22 protein-coding genes and 1 tRNA gene are annotated in these 19,721 nt (G+C 68.3%); 8 read left to right on the forward strand and 15 right to left on the reverse strand.

Annotated features, from left to right (window positions below; translation table 11 throughout):
- The first annotated feature begins 103 nt into the window (after window positions 1-103).
- From ACTHNQ_RS19450 to ACTHNQ_RS19460, 3 genes are read left to right on the forward strand one after another with little or no spacing between them, the layout of a single operon-like run.
- A complete protein-coding gene (locus tag ACTHNQ_RS19450) occupies window positions 104-334 on the forward strand; it encodes a hypothetical protein (protein ID WP_440335580.1) in 231 nt (76 codons plus the stop codon).
- Window positions 331-1,332 (forward strand): zeta toxin family protein, encoded by a 1,002-nt coding sequence (locus ACTHNQ_RS19455; protein WP_440335581.1) that lies wholly within the window; start codon window positions 331-333, stop codon window positions 1,330-1,332. The genes ACTHNQ_RS19450 and ACTHNQ_RS19455 overlap by 4 nt, the downstream gene beginning before the upstream one ends.
- Window positions 1,329-1,916: a recombinase family protein gene (locus tag ACTHNQ_RS19460; RefSeq protein WP_440335582.1), complete on the forward strand. Its 588-nt coding sequence runs from the start codon at window positions 1,329-1,331 to the stop codon at window positions 1,914-1,916. Before ACTHNQ_RS19455 ends, ACTHNQ_RS19460 begins: the two co-directional genes overlap by 4 nt.
- On the opposite strand, the gene ACTHNQ_RS19465 is transcribed toward ACTHNQ_RS19460, so the two are convergent.
- The 5 genes from ACTHNQ_RS19465 to ACTHNQ_RS19485 all read right to left on the reverse strand — a co-directional run bounded on the left by ACTHNQ_RS19465 (window position 1,898) and on the right by ACTHNQ_RS19485 (window position 4,666).
- The gene (locus ACTHNQ_RS19465) at window positions 1,898-2,110 is read right to left on the reverse strand and encodes a hypothetical protein (protein WP_440335583.1); all 213 of its coding nucleotides are present in this window, start codon (window positions 2,108-2,110) and stop codon (window positions 1,898-1,900) included. The genes ACTHNQ_RS19460 and ACTHNQ_RS19465 overlap by 19 nt on opposite strands.
- Window positions 2,111-2,189: 79 nt before the next feature.
- Entirely contained in the window at window positions 2,190-2,486 is a 297-nt protein-coding gene (locus ACTHNQ_RS19470) for a hypothetical protein (RefSeq protein WP_440335584.1), read from the reverse strand.
- Window positions 2,487-2,508: 22 nt separating this feature from the next.
- Window positions 2,509-3,639 carry a hypothetical protein gene (locus ACTHNQ_RS19475; RefSeq protein WP_440335585.1) on the reverse strand — a complete coding sequence of 377 codons (1,131 nt, stop codon included), beginning with the start codon at window positions 3,637-3,639 and terminating at the stop codon, window positions 2,509-2,511.
- Window positions 3,636-4,010: a hypothetical protein gene (locus ACTHNQ_RS19480; protein WP_440335586.1), complete on the reverse strand. Its 375-nt coding sequence runs from the start codon at window positions 4,008-4,010 to the stop codon at window positions 3,636-3,638. Before ACTHNQ_RS19480 ends, ACTHNQ_RS19475 begins: the two co-directional genes overlap by 4 nt.
- Before the next feature lie 2 nt (window positions 4,011-4,012).
- A complete protein-coding gene (locus ACTHNQ_RS19485; RefSeq protein ID WP_440335587.1) occupies window positions 4,013-4,666 on the reverse strand; it encodes a ParA family protein in 654 nt (217 codons plus the stop codon).
- A gap of 74 nt (window positions 4,667-4,740) precedes the next feature.
- On the opposite strand from ACTHNQ_RS19485, the gene ACTHNQ_RS19490 reads away from it, so the two are divergent.
- Complete coding sequence (locus tag ACTHNQ_RS19490) at window positions 4,741-5,343, forward strand: hypothetical protein (RefSeq protein ID WP_440335588.1); 603 nt, start codon at window positions 4,741-4,743, stop codon at window positions 5,341-5,343.
- 37 nt (window positions 5,344-5,380) lie between these two features.
- On the opposite strand, the gene ACTHNQ_RS19495 is transcribed toward ACTHNQ_RS19490, so the two are convergent.
- Window positions 5,381-5,578, reverse strand: coding sequence for a helix-turn-helix transcriptional regulator (locus ACTHNQ_RS19495; RefSeq protein WP_440335589.1), 198 nt, complete (start codon window positions 5,576-5,578; stop codon window positions 5,381-5,383).
- A gap of 102 nt (window positions 5,579-5,680) precedes the next feature.
- Here ACTHNQ_RS19495 and ACTHNQ_RS19500 point away from each other — a divergent pair, with 102 nt between their 5' ends.
- A complete protein-coding gene (locus ACTHNQ_RS19500) occupies window positions 5,681-6,787 on the forward strand; it encodes a tyrosine-type recombinase/integrase (protein ID WP_440335590.1) in 1,107 nt (368 codons plus the stop codon).
- A gap of 163 nt (window positions 6,788-6,950) precedes the next feature.
- Here ACTHNQ_RS19500 and ACTHNQ_RS19505 read toward each other — a convergent pair.
- Together ACTHNQ_RS19505 and ACTHNQ_RS19510 are read right to left on the reverse strand one after the other, a co-directional pair.
- A tRNA-Ser gene (locus tag ACTHNQ_RS19505) sits at window positions 6,951-7,041 on the reverse strand.
- 68 nt (window positions 7,042-7,109) lie between these two features.
- The gene (locus ACTHNQ_RS19510) at window positions 7,110-7,967 is read right to left on the reverse strand and encodes an LLM class F420-dependent oxidoreductase (RefSeq protein WP_018170313.1); all 858 of its coding nucleotides are present in this window, start codon (window positions 7,965-7,967) and stop codon (window positions 7,110-7,112) included.
- Window positions 7,968-8,099: 132 nt separating this feature from the next.
- Between ACTHNQ_RS19510 and ACTHNQ_RS19515 the strand changes: the two genes are divergently transcribed.
- The 3 genes from ACTHNQ_RS19515 to radA all read left to right on the forward strand — a co-directional run bounded on the left by ACTHNQ_RS19515 (window position 8,100) and on the right by radA (window position 12,096).
- Complete coding sequence (locus ACTHNQ_RS19515; protein ID WP_440335597.1) at window positions 8,100-9,470, forward strand: MFS transporter; 1,371 nt, start codon at window positions 8,100-8,102, stop codon at window positions 9,468-9,470.
- A 134-nt stretch (window positions 9,471-9,604) separates the two neighbouring features.
- Window positions 9,605-10,558: an L-lactate dehydrogenase gene (locus ACTHNQ_RS19520; protein WP_440335591.1), complete on the forward strand. Its 954-nt coding sequence runs from the start codon at window positions 9,605-9,607 to the stop codon at window positions 10,556-10,558.
- A 167-nt stretch (window positions 10,559-10,725) separates the two neighbouring features.
- Window positions 10,726-12,096, forward strand: coding sequence for a DNA repair protein RadA (gene radA / locus ACTHNQ_RS19525; RefSeq protein WP_440335592.1), 1,371 nt, complete (start codon window positions 10,726-10,728; stop codon window positions 12,094-12,096).
- A 267-nt stretch (window positions 12,097-12,363) separates the two neighbouring features.
- Here the strand turns inward: radA and ACTHNQ_RS19530 are convergent, their stop codons facing one another.
- From ACTHNQ_RS19530 to ACTHNQ_RS19560, 7 genes are all read right to left on the reverse strand, one after another.
- Window positions 12,364-12,774 carry a hypothetical protein gene (locus tag ACTHNQ_RS19530; RefSeq protein ID WP_018170317.1) on the reverse strand — a complete coding sequence of 137 codons (411 nt, stop codon included), beginning with the start codon at window positions 12,772-12,774 and terminating at the stop codon, window positions 12,364-12,366.
- Window positions 12,775-12,795: 21 nt separating this feature from the next.
- Window positions 12,796-13,512, reverse strand: a complete 717-nt coding sequence (locus tag ACTHNQ_RS19535) for a FadR/GntR family transcriptional regulator (protein ID WP_440335593.1) — start codon at window positions 13,510-13,512, stop codon at window positions 12,796-12,798.
- Window positions 13,509-14,234: a gamma-glutamyl-gamma-aminobutyrate hydrolase family protein gene (locus ACTHNQ_RS19540; RefSeq protein WP_018170319.1), complete on the reverse strand. Its 726-nt coding sequence runs from the start codon at window positions 14,232-14,234 to the stop codon at window positions 13,509-13,511. Before ACTHNQ_RS19540 ends, ACTHNQ_RS19535 begins: the two co-directional genes overlap by 4 nt.
- Before the next feature lie 563 nt (window positions 14,235-14,797).
- The gene (locus ACTHNQ_RS19545; protein WP_440335594.1) at window positions 14,798-15,295 is read right to left on the reverse strand and encodes a hypothetical protein; all 498 of its coding nucleotides are present in this window, start codon (window positions 15,293-15,295) and stop codon (window positions 14,798-14,800) included.
- A gap of 341 nt (window positions 15,296-15,636) precedes the next feature.
- Window positions 15,637-16,329: a hypothetical protein gene (locus tag ACTHNQ_RS19550; RefSeq protein ID WP_051086271.1), complete on the reverse strand. Its 693-nt coding sequence runs from the start codon at window positions 16,327-16,329 to the stop codon at window positions 15,637-15,639.
- Window positions 16,330-16,408: 79 nt separating this feature from the next.
- Window positions 16,409-16,912 carry an amino-acid N-acetyltransferase gene (locus ACTHNQ_RS19555; RefSeq protein WP_440335595.1) on the reverse strand — a complete coding sequence of 168 codons (504 nt, stop codon included), beginning with the start codon at window positions 16,910-16,912 and terminating at the stop codon, window positions 16,409-16,411.
- 89 nt (window positions 16,913-17,001) lie between these two features.
- Window positions 17,002-19,527, reverse strand: coding sequence for an ATP-dependent Clp protease ATP-binding subunit (locus tag ACTHNQ_RS19560; RefSeq protein WP_440335596.1), 2,526 nt, complete (start codon window positions 19,525-19,527; stop codon window positions 17,002-17,004).
- Window positions 19,528-19,721: the final 194 nt, after the last annotated feature.

Below are 19,721 nucleotides of genomic sequence, written 5' to 3' on the forward strand. Positions count from 1 at the left end.
GATCGTCGAGGCTGCCGCGTCGAAACTGCCTGACGACGTTTCTGACGCATCACTAGAATTCCGTCAGGGAGGCTTGATGGCGCTTGCATATGCGGGATGGCGCGTGAGCGATGCCGTGAGCTACGACATGGCCCGCGACAGAGTGGCGACTGCGACCACGATGCTGCTCGAGCTCGTCGACGACGGAGCAATGCAGCTGTCGACCGCACTCACGGAAGCACGGGAGCTGAGGCTCGAACTCGTGAATCTCGACGGCTTCGATCGCGCCGCAGTCGACTCGTTCATCGAGCGGCTCGATCAGCGAATCGCCTCAGTCGCAGGGCCGAGTCTGTGAACGACCGGACGCTCTCGGCCGACGAACTGCAGAGGATCTTCGAGCAGCGGGTTCAACCCGTTGTCTTTCCTCACGATCCTGCCGACCAGCCCGAGCTGATCGTCCTCACGGGGCAGCCCGGCACTGGCGCCGCACGCCTCACGGCACGACTGGTCGGCCGCCGCGACTTCGCAGTAGTGAGGGCGAAGGACCTGCGCGCGTTCCACCCGCAGTACGGCGAGCTCGCACCAGCTCGCACATCTGAGGCAGAGCGGCGGCTTCGTGAGGCGGCCTCTGCCTGGACGACGAGCGCGTTGCGATATGCACGCACCACCGGCCGCTCGCTCGTGCTGGATGGCGACGAACTCCGGACACCTGACGTGGTGCTCGCCAGTACGGAACTGTTTGCACGGGACGGGTTCGAAACGACGATCTCCATCGTCGCGGTTCCTCGCCCAGAGAGTCTACTGGCGACGGTATCCGGCCATCTTTCTACGTTGCCTGCCGGTCGATCCCAGCCGTTCACCGTGGCAGCTGACCACGACGGTGGACTCGATCACGTCCGTGGACTGATCCGCGCGCTCGAAGACTCCGCCTCGGTCGACCGTCTCAGCATCTTCGATCGTGACGGTGAACAGGTGTTCAGCGGCGCGCGCACAGATTCGTTCGCCGGCGCCTCGGAGGCTTTCGATCGCGCGCGACAGGTTGCGCTCACTGCACCGCAGAGCATGCGTTGGCTCTCGGAGCTGCGTGCCATCAGCGACTCCGCGCTGTCTGGCCGCCGAATCTCCGCACCGCTCGCAAACGTGCTGATCGAGTTGCACCAAGTCGCCCTGCAAGAGGTGCTCCCACGCCTGCCGCTCCCGGAGGACTCCGAGGCACGGCCCGCGGCAGAGGCGAGTATCGGCCGCCGCCTGGTGGCGATCCGCAAGGCAGCCGTGCCGGATCAGCCGCGTGACACCTTGCCTGCGCCCGCACCGGCGCCTGCGGCGGACCCGGATCGCGGCATCTCGATATGACGGGCCCAGTCGGGTACGTCCGAGGCATCGCCGGCGCAGCACCGATCGCCGACGATCTCCAGCGGCTACGACAGGCCGGCGTAACCAAGGTGTACATCGATTCCCGTGCGGCGCCGGAACAGGGCCGCGAGGAATGGGAGCGATGCCTGCAGGACCTGACGGCGGGCGACACGTTGGTCGTCGTGCAGGCAACCGCTGTCGCCACCTCTGTCGAGGGGTTCGTGACGTTGCTCGCACAGTTCCGAGCTCGCGGCATCCACTTTCGTTCCCTGACCGAGCCGGCTCTGACGACAACCGACACGCTCACCTCTCCCGGTGATGTGCTAGACGCCCTCGATACGCTGCGTCGCCGACTGATCGGCCTGCGGATCCGCGAGGGGTTGGAGGCGGCAGTCGCGTCCGGCCGCCGCCCCGGCCGACCGCGGGTGATGACAAATGAACGGATCGCTGTGGCAAGAGAACTCCGGGCCCAGCGCCGATCGTTCGCGCAGATCGGCCGTGCGCTCGGCGTCAGTGAAGCAGCTGTGCGTCGTGCTCTCGCATCGCCCGAGAGTGATGCGGACGGTCAGCGCAGTAGTTCGTAACCGTTCGGGACCGTGCCGAGCACGGCAGCCAGGACTATGGCAGCCGAGGCCAGGAGAACCAGCACCACCGCTTCGACGCGCAGGGCGCGCAGATCAACTCGAATCGCGGCGATCGTCAGAGCAGGCACCAGCAGTACGAACCCGACGGTGCACGCGGTGATCGCGGCCATCGCCGCCACGTACATGCTGTCCATTTCACCTCCCAAGGACTCGCGGCCCCTCTCCACCAGTGTCCAGCAGGCTTCCGACATCGCGGATACGGATGCTCGCCGGCTACCCGCCCTGTTCCGGTGCAAGTGCGTAGAGCGCCGCGACGAGGGAAGCGCGATGGGTCGTCGGATCGACAAGCACGCCCTCGACGAGACCGCGGAGCGCGGACAGGTCCAGGCTGTCGGCCCGCGACAATGGCTGGAGGCACCACTCGACCTCTTGGGCGAGGGCGCGCTGCAACTGCGCGGGACTCAGCGTCATGTCAAAGATGAGAGAGCTCGCCGCGGTGCGGTAGACGCACTCTTCGACGAGTGCGCGGTCGATCATCTGCTCCTCCGTGTCATGTGTCGACAGTGACATACCTTCAATCCCTTCGCGAGCGTCAACCGATGGATGGACCGCTGGTATCGCCGACTCCGGGCTGGTGCGGCGCCGCGAAGTCGGGCCCGGTGCGCCGCGGGGGTCGACTGACGCGAAGGCGACGGTTGATCTCCGTTGCGATAGCGTCCATGCGGCGGTCCTCTTCTTCGATCTGGGCCTGATGGCGAAGTTGCCTGGCGTAGCGAGCGTCTTGTCGCTCGATCCGGTCGCGCTCGGCAACGCGCATCCGATCGCGAATGTCAGGACTGAACACGAGGTACGCCACGGCGCGTGCACGCGCGCAGTCGCGCTTCCACTCCTCCAGCAGCTCCGGCGGCGTAGGTCCACCAGTGCGCAGATGGTGCTTCTCGGCGCGGGAGTAGCGACGGGCGAAGAAATCGTCGGCCGCGATGTCGTTCGCGTGCCGCTCGTCCGCCGTCGACGGGTGCAATCGACTCGTGGGCATCCCGAGCACACGACGACGTCCCTCGCTAGCTCGCAGGCGGTGTGCCAACTCGCGCTGAGCCTTGTCACGTGCCCGCGACTCGCGCTGCTGCTCGCGGCGGTCGGGACTGGCCGCGTAACTTGCACGTCGCTGCTCGAGCACGTGCTCGCGGTGCTGCGTGTAGTACTGCCGCGCCTTCTCGCGCAGCGGCTCGGGGTTCGCTGCGTACGCGGCGCGCAGCTTCGCGTTTTCACGTTCCAGATGTGCATCACGCCAGCGCTTGTTCCTCGCCTGCGCCTGGGCACGGTACGCGTCCGGGTCGGCTGCCCTTCGCGCGGCGCGCCTCTGACGTTGCTGGTCGAGGTAGCGCGCGCGATTCTTCGCGTAATACTCCCGCGAGTAGACGCGGCGCCGCTCTGCGGCAGCATCACGAGCCTTCTGCTTCGTAGCCTGCGCACGCATGTACTCGCGATTCTTGACGCGGATCTCGTCCCGATGCTCCTCGTTGTACTCGCGGCGGTACTCAGCGATGTGGTCGGCGTTACGCTGACGCCATTCGCGCTTCTTCTCGCGTATCTCGTCTCGATGCGCGTCGTTGTAGTCACGGCGATAATCCGCGACACGCTCCGCGTTGCGCTCACGCCAGGCGCGCTGAGCATCGTTATGGCCGCCACGAGGCGACTCGTCGTCAGCAGGCTGCGCGCTCATGCCACATCGCCTCGCTCGTCGTCGGCGAGGCCCCGATCACGGGCTGCGCGGGTGTCGCGCGAGTGGATGCCAGAACCTTTGGCCACGACCGACTCCCGGAGCTGTTCCTCTGTCGCGCCGCTCAGCTCGCGCGTGTGCGCGAGGAGCAGATCGATCGCGACGCGGATGAGTGTGTTCTCGGTGATGCGCTCGCTCTTGACCGAACGTTGCCGCATCAGTGTTCTCGCGAGTGCCGAGAGCGCCGAGTACTGGTCCTCTCGCACGCGGGCTTCCTTCCGGCTCAGTCGTGCGAACTTGGGGCCGAGTTGGGTTGCGTGTGGTTCCTCGGTTCGCTGCCGACTGAGACGTTCAGCGAGGTCGATGCGAGGCATCCTCACCACTCGCCTGCGTCCGCGAGTTCTCGGGTGACCTCAGCACCGAGGGTGGTCACGTCCGAGATGAGTCCGCGTGTTCGGCGGTTGTCGCCGACCGTTGTGACCAACTCACCGAGCACCGGCGCATCAGACTGTGCCTTGTATCGCCGAAGGTAGGCGTCCAGCCGCGGTACCCCGAACGTCGTATCCAGCAGCTCGCGCCATGTGTCGATCTGAGAAGGGAGTGAGGGATCCACCCGATTCAGCATGACCGCGTACCGCAACTGTCGCGGCGCGACGCTGCGATCGATCAGTCGCAGCGTGGAGTCGACTGCAAGCGGCTCCGGAGTCATGGGGATCACGACGTAGTCGGCCACGTCGAGGGCCGTCTCCACCATCTTTCCTTGGCGTGAGCCTGCCGGTGTGTCGATGATCGCGACGTCGTAGGCGGGGTGGAGTCGGGCGAGGCGCGCCAGCACCATGGGGGACTCGGTCGCTGCGAAGTCGAACGGCAGGCGGGCTCCGACGTTGTCGGCCCACCACATCGTCGACGCCTGCGGATCGACATCCACCACCAGCACACGCCACCGACGCGACATCCACGCGCCGAGCTGCATCGTGACAGTGGTCTTGCCGACGCCACCCTTCAGGTTCGCAACCCCGACAATCTTCATGCGAGAGCCTCCAAAGGACGACGGTCGACCGCGTGATCCCGCGCAAGCACCTTGCGGTTGGACAGAATGGGTGTGTGAAGGTCCAAGTGCGCACCGCTGAAGGCGCGGCCGTCTCTTCGGGTGCTGCCACTCAACGAGTTGGATCTGCTCTGCGCGTCGTGCCCGCGTTCGTGGCCGAAAGCACGTCGAAGGACCTCGGCATCCACACCGCTCTGACCGCGCGCTACTCGCTGGACGCGGGGCGCTACGTCATCCAGAGCGTCACCAACACGGCCACCCGTGACGACGTTGAGGCGAACTACCCCACGGTGGCCAAGCTCGGGCTGCAAGGAATCGTTCAGGCCGCTGCGCCACACTGCATCTTTCTGACCCTCGACGATGAGAGCGACCCGCGCGCGGACTGGCTGAGCGTTGCGGACCTCACAACGGCGAGAGGCCGAATCCTGCCGCCGGCTGTCGCATCCGAAGTCGTCCGGCGAGGGGTGGGTGAGGCGCGGATGGACACCATCGAGCTGCTGTACGGAACGGCCGCGCTTGCTGGCCTTCCCCCTGCGAGGCTGATCCAGTACGAGCTGGGTATCCCGCACCGCACCGCCTCGCAGTGGATCATCGATGCCCGGAAGGCCGGACGACTCGTCGGGATGAACTACAACGCAGGTCGACCCGCCCGCCGATAGATAGTCCACCAAGAGTCCGAGGCTGCGGAGCAGCATCTCACGCCCCGTTCTCGATCCACTCGTTGAGCTCGTCCAGGGCGTACAGGACGACCCGTCCCATCTTGTGGAACTTCGGCCCCCTGCCGCGGTACCGCCACATTGCCAAGGTATGGGGGTTGATCCCCGGCAGGAGCTCGCAGACCTGCGCCGGGCTCAGGAATTCGTGCTGGAGCCGAAGCTCCCCGTTGTTCGCCACGTTCGCCACACTCCTTGTTCTGTATTTGCTCTCACTGCTTTACCATTAGTGAAGTACTAACTACTTCACTTGTCAATGGGTGACGTTGGAGGAGGTTCGGTCGTGGGAAGCATCCATCCGTACACGACACCGAGTGGAAAGCGCTACGTCGCGCGCTACCGCAAGCCGGACAACTCGCAGGGCGGCAAGCGCGGCTTCAGAACGAAGAAGGAGGCTGAGCTCTGGCTGGCGGGGGTCGAACTCTCGAAGAGCCAGAACGAGTATGTCGACCCGAGCGACGCTCACATCACTCTGAACGAGCTTGCGGCAGTGTGGCTGCAGAACCAGTCGGCGGTGCTGAAGCCCTCCGCGATGCACCCGCTCGAATCGGCCTGGCGGATCCACGTGCAGCCTGTCTGGGGCCGTCGAGAGGTCGGAAGCGTGCGCCACGCGGCGGTGCGGGCGTGGGTGACTGAGATGAGCGGGAAGCGCGGGGCGGTTACGGTGATCCGTGCGTACGGGGTCCTCGCGTCGCTGCTCGATGACGCGGTACGGGATCGCAGGATCCGCACCAACCCCGCACGCGGGATCGCTCTGCCGAGGAAGAAGCGGAAGCCGCGGGTGTACCTCACCCACTCTCAAGTGCGCGCCCTCGCTGACCAGTCTGCGCACCCGGATGTGGTGTACTTCCTCGCCTACACCGGCCTGCGGTGGGGCGAAGCAACCGGACTGCGCCTCCGTGATGTCGACGCCGTTCGCCGGCGCGTGCATGTTCATGAGAACGCAGTGCTCGTGAATGGCACGCTCCACGTCGGAACACCCAAGTCACATGTCAGCCGCTCAGTGCCGTATCCCGACTTCCTCGCTCCCGTGATCGAGAGCCAGATGCGGGGCAAGGCTCGCGATCAGATTCTTTTCGGCGATGGAGTCCACCACATGCTGCTGCCGAACTCACGAGACGGGTGGTTCGCGGGTGCCGTCCGACGTGCTCAGACGCTCGACCCGGACTTCCCCAGGCTGACTCCACATGATCTGCGCCACACGGCAGCGAGTCTCGCGATCAGCGCGGGCGCGAACGTGAAGGCTGTACAGAGGATGCTGGGTCACGCCTCGGCATCGATGACGCTCGACACCTACGCAGACCTGTTCGACGCGGATCTGGATCTTGTTGCCAACGCGCTATCGCAGGCACGCCGCACGAGCGAGAACGCGCAGGATCCTCCCAATTAGCTTTCACCGCCGGCGAAGGTACGGCGCGAGCACGAGGCGCTTCAGAAGGCCGTGCCACCGCTTTCAGAACGTTTGTTCACGCTTTGTTCACACCTGGCCTGATCCGGGCAAAGCAAAACCCCCGCGATCCCAGTGTTTTCAAAGGATCTGCGGGGGTTCTGGATGGCGGTGACGGTGGGATTTGAACCCACGGTAGGGGGTTACCCTACACAACTTTTCGAGAGTTGCACCTTCGGCCGCTCGGACACGTCACCGCCGACAAGCTTACGTCACGTCGGCCGTTGCCGCGAATCGAGCGCGGGCACCGGCATCCTGTCGCGGGTCACTCGAGTTCGATGGCTCCCCGGATGACGTCGACCACGCGCGACGGCTCGTCGACACCGACGGCGAAGACGTAGTTCGCGGTGAAGCCGATGTCGGCCAGCGAGGCCGACAGCGCGGCCAGCGACGATGCCGTGGTCTCGGGCGTCAGTGGCACCATCGCGGTCTTCTCGATCGTGTCGTAGTCGCGGCCGACGTCGTCGCAGTGGGCGCGCAGCACGTCGAGCTTGTGGGTGGGCAGCTCGTCGCGCACGCCGAGGTTGCAGGCGTCGGCGTACTGGGCGACCAGGCGCAGCGTCTTCTTCTCTCCGCCGCCGCCGATCAGCAGGTAGGGATGCGGGCGGGTGATGCTCTGCGGCGAGTTGAGGGTCCGCTCGAGCTGCCAGATCGCGCCCTCATAGGGCTCCTCGGAGTCCGACCACATCTGCAGGCAGATCTGCAGGGTCTCTTCGAGCTCGCGGAACCGCTGCGCGACCGGCGGGAACGGGAAGCCGAGGCCGCGACACTCCTCCTCGTTCCACGCGGCGCCGATGCCGAGACCCACGCGCCCGCCCGACAGAACGTCGAGCGTCGTCACCTGCTTGGCCAGCAGCGACGGGTGACGGTAGATGACCCCCGACACCAGCGTGTGCAGCAGAGCCGTCTCGGTGTGCGCGGCGATGAAGCCGAGCGTCGCGTACGCCTCGAGCATCTCGTGCTCGACGGGGCCGAGGCCCGGCAGCTGCCAGAAGTGGTCCATCACGGTGATGCGACGGATGCCGGCAGCCTCGGCGTTGCGCACGTGTGCGGCGAGCGCGGGGCCGAGGTTCGGGGCGCCGCTGCGCCAGGTGAAGTCTGCGATGTGAAGCCCGTAGTCCATGCGCCGTCCTTCCGGGAGCGGCTGGGTCCGCTCCAGGGGTCAGGCTAGCCCTCCCGGCCCCGGATGTCGTCAGCCGGGTCTAGCGTGGGGCAGGTGACCGAGGACACCCCCGCCACTTCCGCACCGAGCCGCATGCCGACGACGCAGCGCTTCGTGCTGTGGATCGCCGTGCTGGGGTCGTTCGTGGCGTTCCTCGACGGCACGATCGTCAACGTCGCGCTGCCGGCCATCAGCGAGGAGCTCGGCGGCGGTCTGACCACGCAGCAGTGGGTGGTCGACGCGTACCTCATCACGCTCGGCGCGCTGATCCTGGTGGCCGGATCCGTCAGCGATGCGTACGGCCGCGTCCTGGTGCTGCGCATCGGGCTGATCGGGTTCGGGGTGGCCTCGATCGCGATCGCGGCGTCGCAGTCCGCGGAGTTCCTCATCGTCGCCCGCGCCGTGCAGGGCGCGGCGGGCGCCTTCCTCGTGCCCAGCTCGCTCGCGCTCATCACCGCCAACTTCAGCGGGGCGGCGCAGAGCCGTGCCATCGGCATCTGGACGGCCATGACGACCTCGGCGATGATCGTCGGTCCGCTCATCGGCGGCGTGCTCGTCGACCTGGCGTCGTGGCGGCTGGCGTTCCTCATCAACGTCGTGCCCATCACCGCGACCCTCATCCTGCTCGCGCGCGGGGGGTTCCACGACGTGCGGCATCCCGAGGCGTCCATCGACTGGCTGGGCGCGGTGCTGTGCACGCTCGGACTCGGCGGCATGGTCTACGCGCTGATCGAACAGCCGAACTCCGGGTGGGCGGCGCCGAACATCTGGATCCCGCTTGTCGCCGGCGCAATCCTGTTCGTCGCCTTCATCCTGCGGCAGCGGGTCGTGGCGCATCCGATCCTGCCGCTGGACCTGTTCCGGGTGCGCAACTTCTGGACGGGCAACGTCGCGACCGCCTTCATCTACGGTGCGCTCGCCCTCAACGGCATGGTCGTCGTCGTGTACCTGCAAGAGGGCGCCGGCCTTCCCGCGACCCTCGCCGGGCTCGCGAGCCTGCCCGTCACCTTGATCATGATCACCCTCAGCTCCCGCGCCGGCGCGTGGAGCGGCAAGTGGGGTCCACGGTTCTTCATGACGGTCGGGCCGCTCATCATGGGCGTCGGCGCGCTCTTGCTGCTCACCACGACCACAGAGTTCTCGTACTGGTGGCAGGTGCTCCCGAGCATGATCGTGATGGGCCTCGGTCTCGCGCTCACCGTCGCCCCGCTCACGTCGGCGATCCTCGGCGCGATCGAGCCGGAGCGCTCGGGCATCGCGTCCGCGGTCAACAACGCGGTCGCCCGCGTCGCCGGTCTCGTCACGGTCGCGCTGCTGGCCGTCATCGTCGGCGGCTCGCTCGACCTCGACGGCTTCCACCGGTCCGCCGTCGTGACCGCGGCGCTCATGATCGCCGGCGGACTCACGTCGTTCTTCGGCATCCGCAATCCCCCGCGCTCCGATGCCGCGCCGCCGTCGCACTGATCGGACGGATGCCGTCGCCCGGGCCCGCACGACGCTCGTCGGCGCCGAGGGATGGTGCGCGGCATCCTTCCTCCGCCGATAGTCACGGCTGAACACGCTGGCCCCGTTGCGGCCTGCCCTGCAAGACTGGCCGCATGGCCGTCATCGAGAACTCGAAAGTCACCGTCGTCGGAGCAGGCAGCGTCGGAGCGAGCACCGCGTACGCGGCACTCATCCGCGGATCGGCGCGTCACGTCGCGCTCTACGACATCGCGACGCAGAAGGTCGAGGCCGAGGTGCTCGACCTCGCCCACGGCACGCAGTTCACCGGGTCGAGCGACATCATCGGCGGCAGCGACCTGTCGGTCGTCGAGGGCTCGCACGTCGTCGTGATCACCGCGGGCGCCAAGCAGGACCCGGGCCAGACGCGCATCGAACTGGCCGGAGTCAACGCCCGGATCATGAAGACGATGATGCCGCAGCTGCTCGAGGCCGCACCGAACGCCATCTACGTCATCGTCACGAACCCGTGCGACGTGCTGACCGTGCTCGCGCAGGAGCAGACCGGCCTCCCTCCCGAGCGCATCTTCGCCTCGGGCACCGTGCTCGACACGTCGCGCCTGCGGTGGAAGCTCGCCGAGCGCGCCGGCGTCTCGACGTCGAGCGTCCACGCGTACATCGTGGGCGAGCACGGCGACACCGAGTTCCCGCTCTGGTCGAAGGCGACGATCGGCACCGTCCCGATCCTGGAATGGGTGACACCGCGCGGCGACCGCATGACGGCCGAAGAGCTCGACCAGATCGCGATCGACGTGCGCGACGCCGCCTACAAGGTCATCCAGGGCAAGGGCGCGACGAACTACGCCATCGGCCTGTCGAGCGCCCGCATCATCGAGGCCATCCTCAACGACGAGCGCGCGGTCATGCCGGTCTCACCGGTGCTGCGCGACTTCCACGGCGTCGACGGGGTGGCACTGTCGGTCCCGTCGGTCGTGAGCGCAGCGGGCGCCGTGCCGATCCACGAGACCCGGTTCGACACCCACGAGCTCGAGCTGTTCCACCGCTCGGCCGACGCGCTGCGCGAGGTGGCCGACTCCCTGCGCGGCTGACTTGTCGAGAGGGGATGCCGGCGGCCCCGGCATCCCCGCCCTTCAGCGTCGCAGGATGCCTCCCCGACCCGTCGCAGCCGGCCGCTTGGCACTCGCCCAGAGCGGGCGATCGCGACAGCTCGGCAGGGTGGGACGGCGATGTCGCAGGGCGCACGTACGCTGAACCCATGGCCGCACCCCGACGCCCCACGCAGACCGCGCCGTACCGGTGCACGGAGTGCGGGTGGACGACCCTCAAGTGGGTCGGCCGGTGCGGCGAGTGCCAGCAGTGGGGCACCGTGGTCGAGGCCGCCGAGCAGACCGGCATCCTTCGGTCGGTGACGCCGGTGGCACCCGGTGCATCGCGCGTCGCCCGACCGATCACGCACATCGACACCTCCGACGTGCCGCGACGCACGAGCGGCGTCGGCGAATTCGACCGCGTGCTCGGCGGCGGCATCGTGCCGGGTGCCGCCATCCTGCTGTCGGGCGAACCCGGCGTCGGCAAGTCCACGCTGCTGCTGGAGGTCGCCGCGCAGTCCGCGCGAGCCGGGCGTCGCGTGCTGTACGCGAGTGCGGAAGAGTCCACGGCGCAGGTGCGGCTCCGGGCCGAGCGCACGGGGGCGCTGCACGACGAGCTGTACCTCGCGAGCGAAACGGACCTCGCGACGATCCTCGGTCACGTCGACGAGGTGGCGCCCGAGCTGCTGATCGTCGACTCGGTGCAGACGGTCTCGTCGGCGCTGTCCGAGGGGATGGCGGGGCACCCGTCGCAGGTGCGCGAGGTCGCGGCGACGCTGATCCGGGTCGCCAAGGAACGGTCGATCCCGACGATCATCGTGGGCCATGTCACCAAGGACGGGTCGATCGCGGGTCCCCGCATCCTCGAGCACCTCGTCGATGTCGTGTGCCAGTTCGAGGGCGACCGGCAGACCTCGCTGCGCTTCGTGCGGGCGCTCAAGAACCGCTTCGGCCCGACCGACGAGGTGGGCTGCTTCGACATGACCGGCGCCGGCATCGCCGAAGTCCCCGATCCGAGTGCGCTGTTCCTCGGGCACGGCGCCACCGAGCCGGGCACATGCGTGTCGATCGCGCTCGAGGGCCGGCGCGCGCTCCCCGTCGAGGTGCAGGCGCTCGTCATCGACAGCAAGTCCCCCAACCCGCGCCGCATCGTCAACGGCGTCGACGCCGCGCGCGTCGCCACCGTGCTCGCCGTGCTCGAGAAGCGCGTCGACGTGAAGACCTCCGACAAGGACGTCTATGTCTCGACCGTGGGCGGCGTGCGGTTCACCGAACCCGCCGCAGACTTGGCGATCGCCCTGGCGGTGGCAGGCGCCGTCAACAACCTCACGATCCCCCGCCACATCGCCGCGGTCGGCGAGCTGAGCCTCGCGGGCGAGATCCGGCCGGTGACGCAGTCCGCGCAGCGCCGCACCGAAGCTGCGCGGCTCGGCTACCGCGACGTGATCGACAACCGCTCGGGCCGGCTGCTCGGCGCGCTGAACGACGTCCGTGCGCGCACCAAGGGTCGTCCCGGAGACGATATCCCCGAGTTCTGACCGTCGCCCGCGGCCGCGTCAGCGGGATGCGACAGACGACGGGCGAAGTGCCCGTTTCGCGGTGACGCGTCAGCGCCCACGTGGCCGGCGCCGCGGCGAGTCGACGAAGCCGAGGACGATCGGAATCACGAGTCCGACCGCGCACACCATGCCCACCAGGAGGAATTCCACCCCGCGAGCATGCCGAACGCCGCGCCTGACCGCGGGCACCGCGCGCGGAGTGTCGGGATGCCGCGGCACGGACGTACCGTGGCGCTCGAGGTCGCGTCAGACGTCGAGCGCCGCGATGAGGTCGCTCGGCGACGCCTGCAAGGGGTGCGGGCCTGCGATGTCGAAGAACACGGTCGTGATGCTGTCCTTGTGCGTCTCGAGGAACGCCCGCAGCCACCCCGGCGACTGCAGCGCGACCGCGGGCGGCAGCGCCGCCGGCTTGTGCGCCGCGTCGCTGAACAGCAGCAGCGCGAGGTCGCCGGTCTCGGGGTCGCGGTAGGTCCACACCTCGCCGACGTCGAGCGGATTGTCGCGCTGCCCGGGCTTCATGAGCGGCACGACGGTGGGCCCGTGACGCAGCGCGAAGGCGACGGCCGCCATATCCTGCGTCTGCAGCGCGTCACCCAGCTGCGTATTGCGGAACTCGATCGGTTCCTTCGCCTTCTTCACGCGCTTCTTGCCTGCCACCCCATAAGCCTAATGAGCGGGTCAGCCCAGGAACCCTCGGACCAGTGCCTCGGAACCCGCGAGGTGCTCGAGGACTGCGCTCACGGCGGCATCCGGCCGCCCCGCGAGGATCGCGGTGACGATCCGCTCGTGCTGCGCGTTGGAGTGCTCGATGTTGCGCCGCAGTAGCGGGAACGTGTCGAGCCATTCGTTCACGCGCGCCCGGTTCTCGGCGGCGAGGGCGACGAGCGAGGGGATGCCGGCGGCCTCGGCGATCGCCAGGTGCAGCTGTGTGTCGAGCCGGCGGTAGTCGGACTCGGATGCCGCCGCGACGGCCTCGTAGTGCGCCCACAGCTCGTCGCGGGCCGTGGCGTCGAGGGTGCGCGCGGCGGCGGCGCGGGCGGCGCCCGCTTCGAGCACGCGACGCATCCCGAGCACGTCCTCCATCTCTTCGACCGTCACCTCGCGCGGATCGTCGGGCTGCGGCAGCGGGTCGGCGACGAAGGTGCCGCCGTAGCGGCCGCGGCGGCGCACCAGATAGCCGGCGTCGGCGAGCTCGCGGATCGCCTCGCGCACGGTGTCGCGGCTGACGGCGTACATGGCCGCCAGTTCGCGCTCCGACGGCAGCGACTCCCCCGGCGGGACGACGCCGAGCCGCACGGTCTGCACGAGCCGGGCGGTGGTGTCTTCGAGCGCGTTGCCTTCGCGCACCGGGCGGTAGACGGCTTTGCGCACCTCGGCCAGCGGTGCGTCGGTCATGGTCGCAGCGCGGACGACAATGCGTAAGTGGATGCCTCCGCCACGAGCCCCTCGAACAGCCGGCGGTCGTCGGAGTTCTCTTCGGGGTGCCACTGCACGCCGACCACGTAGCCGTCGCCTTCGGACTCGAAGGCCTGCACCAGCCCGTCGTCGGAACGGGCGGAGGCGACGAGGCCCTCGCCGAGCCGGTCGATGCCCTGATGGTGGTAGCTGTGCACGTCGAGAACACCCGGCGCGACGAGTTCGGCGAGCCGCGACTGTTCGTCGATCCTGACCTGGTTGATGGCGTACTCGCCGCCCCCGGCGCAGTACCGCTCCGTTCCGAGCTCGTCGGGCAGGTGCTGGTGAAGCGACCCGCCGCGCGCGACGTTGATCAGCTGCAGACCACGGCAGATCGCGAGTACCGGCATGCGGCGACGCTCCGCCCCGCGGAACAGCGCCAGCTCCCACTCGTCCCGGTCGGTGCGGGCCGGATCGGTGAGCGGGTGGCGCTCGGCGCCGTACAGGGCCGGGTCCACGTCCAGTCCGCCGGTGAGCAGCAGCCCGTCGAGACGGTCGAGCACGGCGTCGACGGCATCCTCGTCGGCCGGCTGCGGCGGCAGCAGCACGGGGATGCCGCCCGCGGCTGTCACCGACGTGATGTAGGGCTCGGGCAGAAATGCTCCGCGCTCCTGCCAGACGTCCTGCGTCACCAGCTCAAGGTAGGTCGTCAGGCCGATCACCGGCTTCCTCGTGGGTTCCAGATCCCGCCATCCCCTCGAAAGTTCGCCGCAAAGGTAGACACAGCGTACCAATAGGGGTGACAATCGTGCGCAAGCACGCACGACCGGTGTTCGGCCAGGACCCGGTGCGGGGAGCGGGGCGGTCCGGGGGGACGCCCCGCTCCGCGGGTTTCGCGGCGCAACTGGGTGATCGCGAGCCCGCTGGACCGGGGACGCGACGCAGGCCGTCGTCTCGGCTGCCGGCACGCCACCAGCAGACGGAATGGTGGAAAGACCTGGCGTGCACCTCCTCCACCGCGACAGCCGTGACGGGTACGGGATCCCGGGCCCTGGAGGCTGCACCCCTCCCGCGGCCGGATGGGAGTTCCGCGGGAGGGGCACCGGCACCCGACCCGACGCGGGGACGCGGGCGGGGGTGGGACGCTGGAACCGGCCCCCAGGCGGCTGGGAGCACCCCGGAGCCCGGCTCACCACAACCGCGGGTGCGCGAGCCCAGGGTACGGCCGGCGGCCGCGCCGCACATGTCGATGGCGCGATACGGGTTACTCGCGGCGCGCATGAGATCAGGTCGCGATCGGGTCGGCGACGTCGAACGCATCCCGCACCTCACGGTGATCGGTACCCTGCCGCGTCGACCCGGACGCCGACACGGGCTCCGACTCCGGCTGCGCGCAGGGCGTGGCGATCGCCTTCACCATGGCAAGCGCCTGGTAGCCGATCTGTCGGATCAGCGTCGGCAGGGAGATCGGCTCGTCGCTTCTGACGACCGCAACCCCGTCCACTGAGCACCGATCGAAGATGTACCGCGCCCGAACAACCTGCGGGCCGAAGGTCACCACCACCGGACGTGAGAACCCTTCCGACGCCGTGATCTCGCGCAACACGTCAGCTTCACCCTTGGTGGTCGCAGGATCCGGAACAACGCAGGCGATGTCGGGCTGATCGCAGACCCATTCTCGGCGGTGAGGCTCCGACACGTAGATCGGGATATCGCCGTGCTCGTTCGAGATCTCGCGCGCGACGGCAAGCCGATCGGTGGTGACCAGACCAAGCACGAACACGACGTCAGCGCCCTCAGCGGAGTCACCCGGCGGGTACACGTAACCGAGCAGAACAGTAGAAGCCATGGCGGCGACGGCGATGCAGAGAGTGGCGGTGTCTCGCCAGGTCTGGGCGCGCCTGTGGTTCACGATGAGTGAGGCTAGCCATTCAATGAAACGGGGCTGTTTCGAGTTCGCATCTCCAGGCGAGATGGCGCGAATCGGGCGCCGACCCGACGCGAAACGTCGGACAGCCTCTCCCGAAGACAGCTCTCGCAGCGTGCCAGGTCGGCCGGAGGGCGGGCGGACGCGGCGCTTGGCGCGCGAGGGATTCCTGGCCTGTGATCCCGCTCAGGCCCGGCTCAGTAGAGCAGGAACTGCTTCGGCTGCGTCGACGGAATGCCGCCGATCTCGACCGAGAGGTTGTACGAGGCGCCACCGCCCGGAGCACGCGGGCGGGTCTCGTCTGCGCATGTACCCACGGCGGAGCGCGTGCGGTCCCAGGCGAGCGGCGCCGCGCTCGACACGGTCTGGCCGGCGGCGATCGTCACGATCATGTCGCTCGGCTCGCTCTGGCAGTCGGTGGAGCGCCACCACACGTCGTCACCGCTGGTGACCGTGAACGACTGGCCACTCGTGCCGACGTTGAGTGTGCAGTCGGGGCCATTGTTGGTGAGCTTGATCGTGAACTGCGGGCTGTCGTCACCGGAGTAGGTGTCGGCAGACGTGACGGCCTGGACGGCGATGTCGCTCGCGACGCACGGCAGCGCGGTGGGCGTGGCACCCGGCGTGGGCGTGCCGGCCCCGTCCGTCGCGCCGCCCGTGGATCCGGCGGCATCGGTCGCGCCTGACGAGGGAACAGGCAGCGACTGTGTCTGATTCTGCTTCGTCGACGTGTCGTCGTTCGTGGCCTTCTCATCGGCGGCACCGGCCCACGGCTGAGCGATCAGCAGCCAGATGACACCGGCGATCACCAGCAGCCCGACGAGCAGGACGATGCGCCGACGGCGATACACCGCCGGGGACTGGCGACGTCGCGGGGTGGTGCCGGTCATGCTGACAGGGTAGACCGCGGCCGCCGGCATCCCGATCCGGCGCGCGCCGGGTGAGGAAACCCCCAGCTTCTGTGCGGGGTCACAGGCGCTTGAGCATGCGGGTGTTGCCGAGCGTGTTCGGCTTCACGTGCGCGAGGTCGAGGAACTCGGCGACACCCTCGTCAGGAGAACGGATGAGCTGCGAGTAAACGTCGGGGTCCACGACCTGCTCACCGATCGGCTCGAAGCCGCGGCGACGGAAGAAGTCGACCTCGAACGTCAGGCAGAACAGCCGCGAGAGCCCGAGCGTGCGGGCATTGGCCTCGAGGCCGTCCACGATCGCACGGCCCACGCCGTGGTGCAGCCAGCCGTCGGCGACGAGCAGGGTGCGGACCTCCCCGAGGTCCTCCCACATCACGTGCAGGGCGCCGCAGCCGATGAGCTCGCCATTCGCGTCCTCGGCGACGAGGAACTGCTGCGTCGCCTCGTAGAGCACGACGAGATCCTTGCCGAGCAGGATGCGCCGCTGGACGAACGGCTCGAGGAGCGCTTGGATGCGACGCACGTCGGGGGTGCGGGCCGGCCGGATCGTGAACTCTGCCACTCGTCCAGCGTAGAACCCTGCGAACGTCCAGAACGACGAAGAGCGGATGCCGCCGGCATCCGCTCTTCGTCGTTCGCGCTATCGGGCGCTCAGGAGTTGGCCGCGAGGTCGGGCGTCGCGGCGATCTCGCCGCCGTGGACCACACCCACCGCGACCTTCTCGCCGCGGGGGCCGTGCTCGAACACGAACTCGCCGTTCTCGGCGTCCACCTTGACGTGGTCGCCGGGGTTCAGCTCGCCGTGCAGGATCTTCTCCGACAGCCGGTCCTCGACCTCGCGCTGCATCGCACGACGCAGCGGACGGGCGCCGAGCGCCGGGTCGAAGCCGATCTCGATGAGCTTGTCCTTGGCGGCATCCGTCAGCTCCACCGTCATGTCGCGGTCGAGCAGACGCTCGCCGAGGCGCTTGGTGAACAGGCCCACGATCTGGCGCAGTTCGTTCTTGTCGAGCTGCGGGAAGACGATGATGTCGTCGACACGGTTGAGGAACTCGGGCTTGAAGTTGCGCTTGAGCTCCTCGTTGACCTTGCCCTTCATCCGCTCGTAGGTCGTGCCGCTGTTGCCCTCGACCTGGAATCCGACCGGACCACCGGCGATCGCCGACGAACCGAGGTTCGTCGTCATGATGATCACGGTGTTCTTGAAGTCGATGACGCGACCCTGACCGTCGGTGAGGCGACCCTCTTCGAGGATCTGCAGCAGCGAGTTGAAGATGTCGGGGTGCGCCTTCTCGATCTCGTCGAAGAGCACGACCGAGAACGGCTTGCGGCGCACCTTCTCGGTGAGCTGGCCGCCCTCTTCGAACCCGACGAACCCGGGAGGGGCACCGAACAGGCGCGAGACGGTGTGCTTCTCACCGAACTCCGACATGTCGAGCGAGATCAGCGCAGTCTCGTCGTCGAACAGGAACTCGGCGAGCGCCTTGGCGAGCTCGGTCTTTCCGACGCCCGTGGGGCCGGCGAAGATGAACGAGCCCGAGGGGCGCTTCGGGTCCTTGAGGCCGGCGCGCTGACGACGGATCGTCTTCGACAGGGCGGCGATCGCCTCTTCCTGGCCGATGACGCGCTGGTGCAGCGCCTTCTCCATGAAGACGAGTCGGCTCGACTCCTCCTCGGTGAGCTTGAACACCGGGATGCCGGTGGCCTGAGCGAGCACCTCGGCGATCAGGCCCTCGTCGACGACAGCGTGCGACGCGACGTCGCCCGAGCGCCACTGCTTCTCGAGGCGCAGCCGCTCGGCGAGGAGGGACTTCTCCTCGTCGCGCAGCGCGGCGGCCTTCTCGAAGTCCTGGTCCTCGGAGGCGCGCTCCTTGTCCTCACGGACCTTGGCGATCTTGTCGTCGAACTCGCGCAGCTCGGGCGGGCTCGAGAGGATCGACAGGCGCAGGCGGGCGCCTGCCTCGTCGATCAGGTCGATCGCCTTGTCGGGCAGGAAGCGGTCCGAGATGTACCGGTCGGCGAGGTTCGCCGCGGCGACGATCGCGCCGTCGGTGATCTGCACCTTGTGGTGCGCCTCGTAGCGGTCGCGCAGGCCCTTCAGGATGTTGATCGCGTGGGGCAGGCTCGGCTCGGCGACCTGGATCGGCTGGAAGCGGCGCTCGAGGGCGGCATCCTTCTCGAAGTGCTTGCGGTACTCGTCGAGGGTCGTCGCACCGATCGTCTGGAGTTCCCCGCGGGCGAGGAGCGGCTTCAGGATGGATGCCGCGTCGATCGCACCCACGGCGGCACCCGCGCCCACGAGGGTGTGGATCTCGTCGATGAAGACGATGATGTCGCCGCGGGTGCGGATCTCCTTCGTGACCTTCTTCAGGCGCTCCTCGAAGTCACCCCGGTAGCGGGAACCGGCGATGAGCGAGCCGAGGTCGAGCGAGTAGAGCTGCTTGTCCTTGAGCGTCTCGGGCACGTCCCCCTTGACGATCGCCTGGGCGAGGCCCTCGACGACAGCCGTCTTTCCGACACCGGGCTCGCCGATGAGGACGGGGTTGTTCTTGGAGCGGCGCGACAGGATCTGCATGACGCGCTCGATCTCCTTCTCGCGCCCGATGACCGGGTCGAGCTTGTTGTCGCGCGCGGCCTGCGTGAGGTTGCGGCCGAACTGGTCGAGCACCTGCGAGCCGCCCTGCGTGCTGCCCTGGGTCTGCTCGCCGGCGCCGGACGCGACACCCGCGGGCTCCTTGCCCTGGTAGCCCGAGAGCAGCTGGATGACCTGCTGGCGCACCTTGTTGAGGTCGGCGCCGAGCTTGACGAGCACCTGGGCGGCGACGCCCTCGCCCTCGCGGATGAGGCCGAGGAGGATGTGCTCGGTGCCGATGTAGTTGTGGCCGAGCTGCAGCGCCTCGCGCAGGCTCAGCTCGAGCACCTTCTTGGCGCGCGGCGTGAAGGGGATGTGGCCGGTCGGCTGCTGCTGACCCTGGCCGATGATGTCCTGCACCTGCTCGCGCACGGCGTCGAGCGAGATGCCCAGCGACTCGAGCGCCTTCGCGGCGACGCCCTCGCCCTCGTGGATGAGCCCGAGCAGGATGTGCTCGGTGCCGATGTAGTTGTGGTTCAGCATCTTCGCCTCTTCTTGGGCGAGGACGACCACACGACGGGCACGGTCGGTGAATCTCTCGAACATCGCTTTTCCTCCAGGACGCACTGCGCGCGGATGCACTCCGGGCGTCTTGTAAACGAGGGTAACGAGCGACCGGATGCCGTACGCCGCTGTTCGCCGTGGGCATAGCGCAGCCCGGCTTCGCGTCACGGAACGAAACAGCGCCCGCCATGCCTTCGCACGGCGGGCGCTGGTCGCGGGATCAGGAGGCGTTCGTG

This window comes from Microbacterium sp., assembly GCF_051953575.1.
Lineage (GTDB): Bacteria > Actinomycetota > Actinomycetes > Actinomycetales > Microbacteriaceae > Microbacterium.

What these genes read in the sequence shown, in the direction of transcription:
- ACTHNQ_RS19535 (WP_440335593.1), bottom strand. Translation starts at nt 13,512, where the DNA reads ATGACCGACGCACCGCTGGCCGAGGTGCGCAAAGCCGTCTACCGCCCG.
- ACTHNQ_RS19510 (WP_018170313.1), bottom strand. Translation starts at nt 7,967, where the DNA reads ATGGACTACGGGCTTCACATCGCAGACTTCACCTGGCGCAGCGGCGCC.
- ACTHNQ_RS19560 (WP_440335596.1), bottom strand. Translation starts at nt 19,527, where the DNA reads ATGTTCGAGAGATTCACCGACCGTGCCCGTCGTGTGGTCGTCCTCGCC.
- radA (WP_440335592.1), top strand. Translation starts at nt 10,726, where the DNA reads ATGGCCGCACCCCGACGCCCCACGCAGACCGCGCCGTACCGGTGCACG.
- ACTHNQ_RS19520 (WP_440335591.1), top strand. Translation starts at nt 9,605, where the DNA reads ATGGCCGTCATCGAGAACTCGAAAGTCACCGTCGTCGGAGCAGGCAGC.
- ACTHNQ_RS19480 (WP_440335586.1), bottom strand. Translation starts at nt 4,010, where the DNA reads ATGCCTCGCATCGACCTCGCTGAACGTCTCAGTCGGCAGCGAACCGAG.
- ACTHNQ_RS19470 (WP_440335584.1), bottom strand. Translation starts at nt 2,486, where the DNA reads ATGTCACTGTCGACACATGACACGGAGGAGCAGATGATCGACCGCGCA.
- ACTHNQ_RS19460 (WP_440335582.1), top strand. Translation starts at nt 1,329, where the DNA reads ATGACGGGCCCAGTCGGGTACGTCCGAGGCATCGCCGGCGCAGCACCG.
- ACTHNQ_RS19550 (WP_051086271.1), bottom strand. Translation starts at nt 16,329, where the DNA reads ATGACCGGCACCACCCCGCGACGTCGCCAGTCCCCGGCGGTGTATCGC.
- ACTHNQ_RS19475 (WP_440335585.1), bottom strand. Translation starts at nt 3,639, where the DNA reads ATGAGCGCGCAGCCTGCTGACGACGAGTCGCCTCGTGGCGGCCATAAC.
- ACTHNQ_RS19465 (WP_440335583.1), bottom strand. Translation starts at nt 2,110, where the DNA reads ATGGACAGCATGTACGTGGCGGCGATGGCCGCGATCACCGCGTGCACC.
- ACTHNQ_RS19515 (WP_440335597.1), top strand. Translation starts at nt 8,100, where the DNA reads ATGCCGACGACGCAGCGCTTCGTGCTGTGGATCGCCGTGCTGGGGTCG.
- ACTHNQ_RS19485 (WP_440335587.1), bottom strand. Translation starts at nt 4,666, where the DNA reads ATGAAGATTGTCGGGGTTGCGAACCTGAAGGGTGGCGTCGGCAAGACC.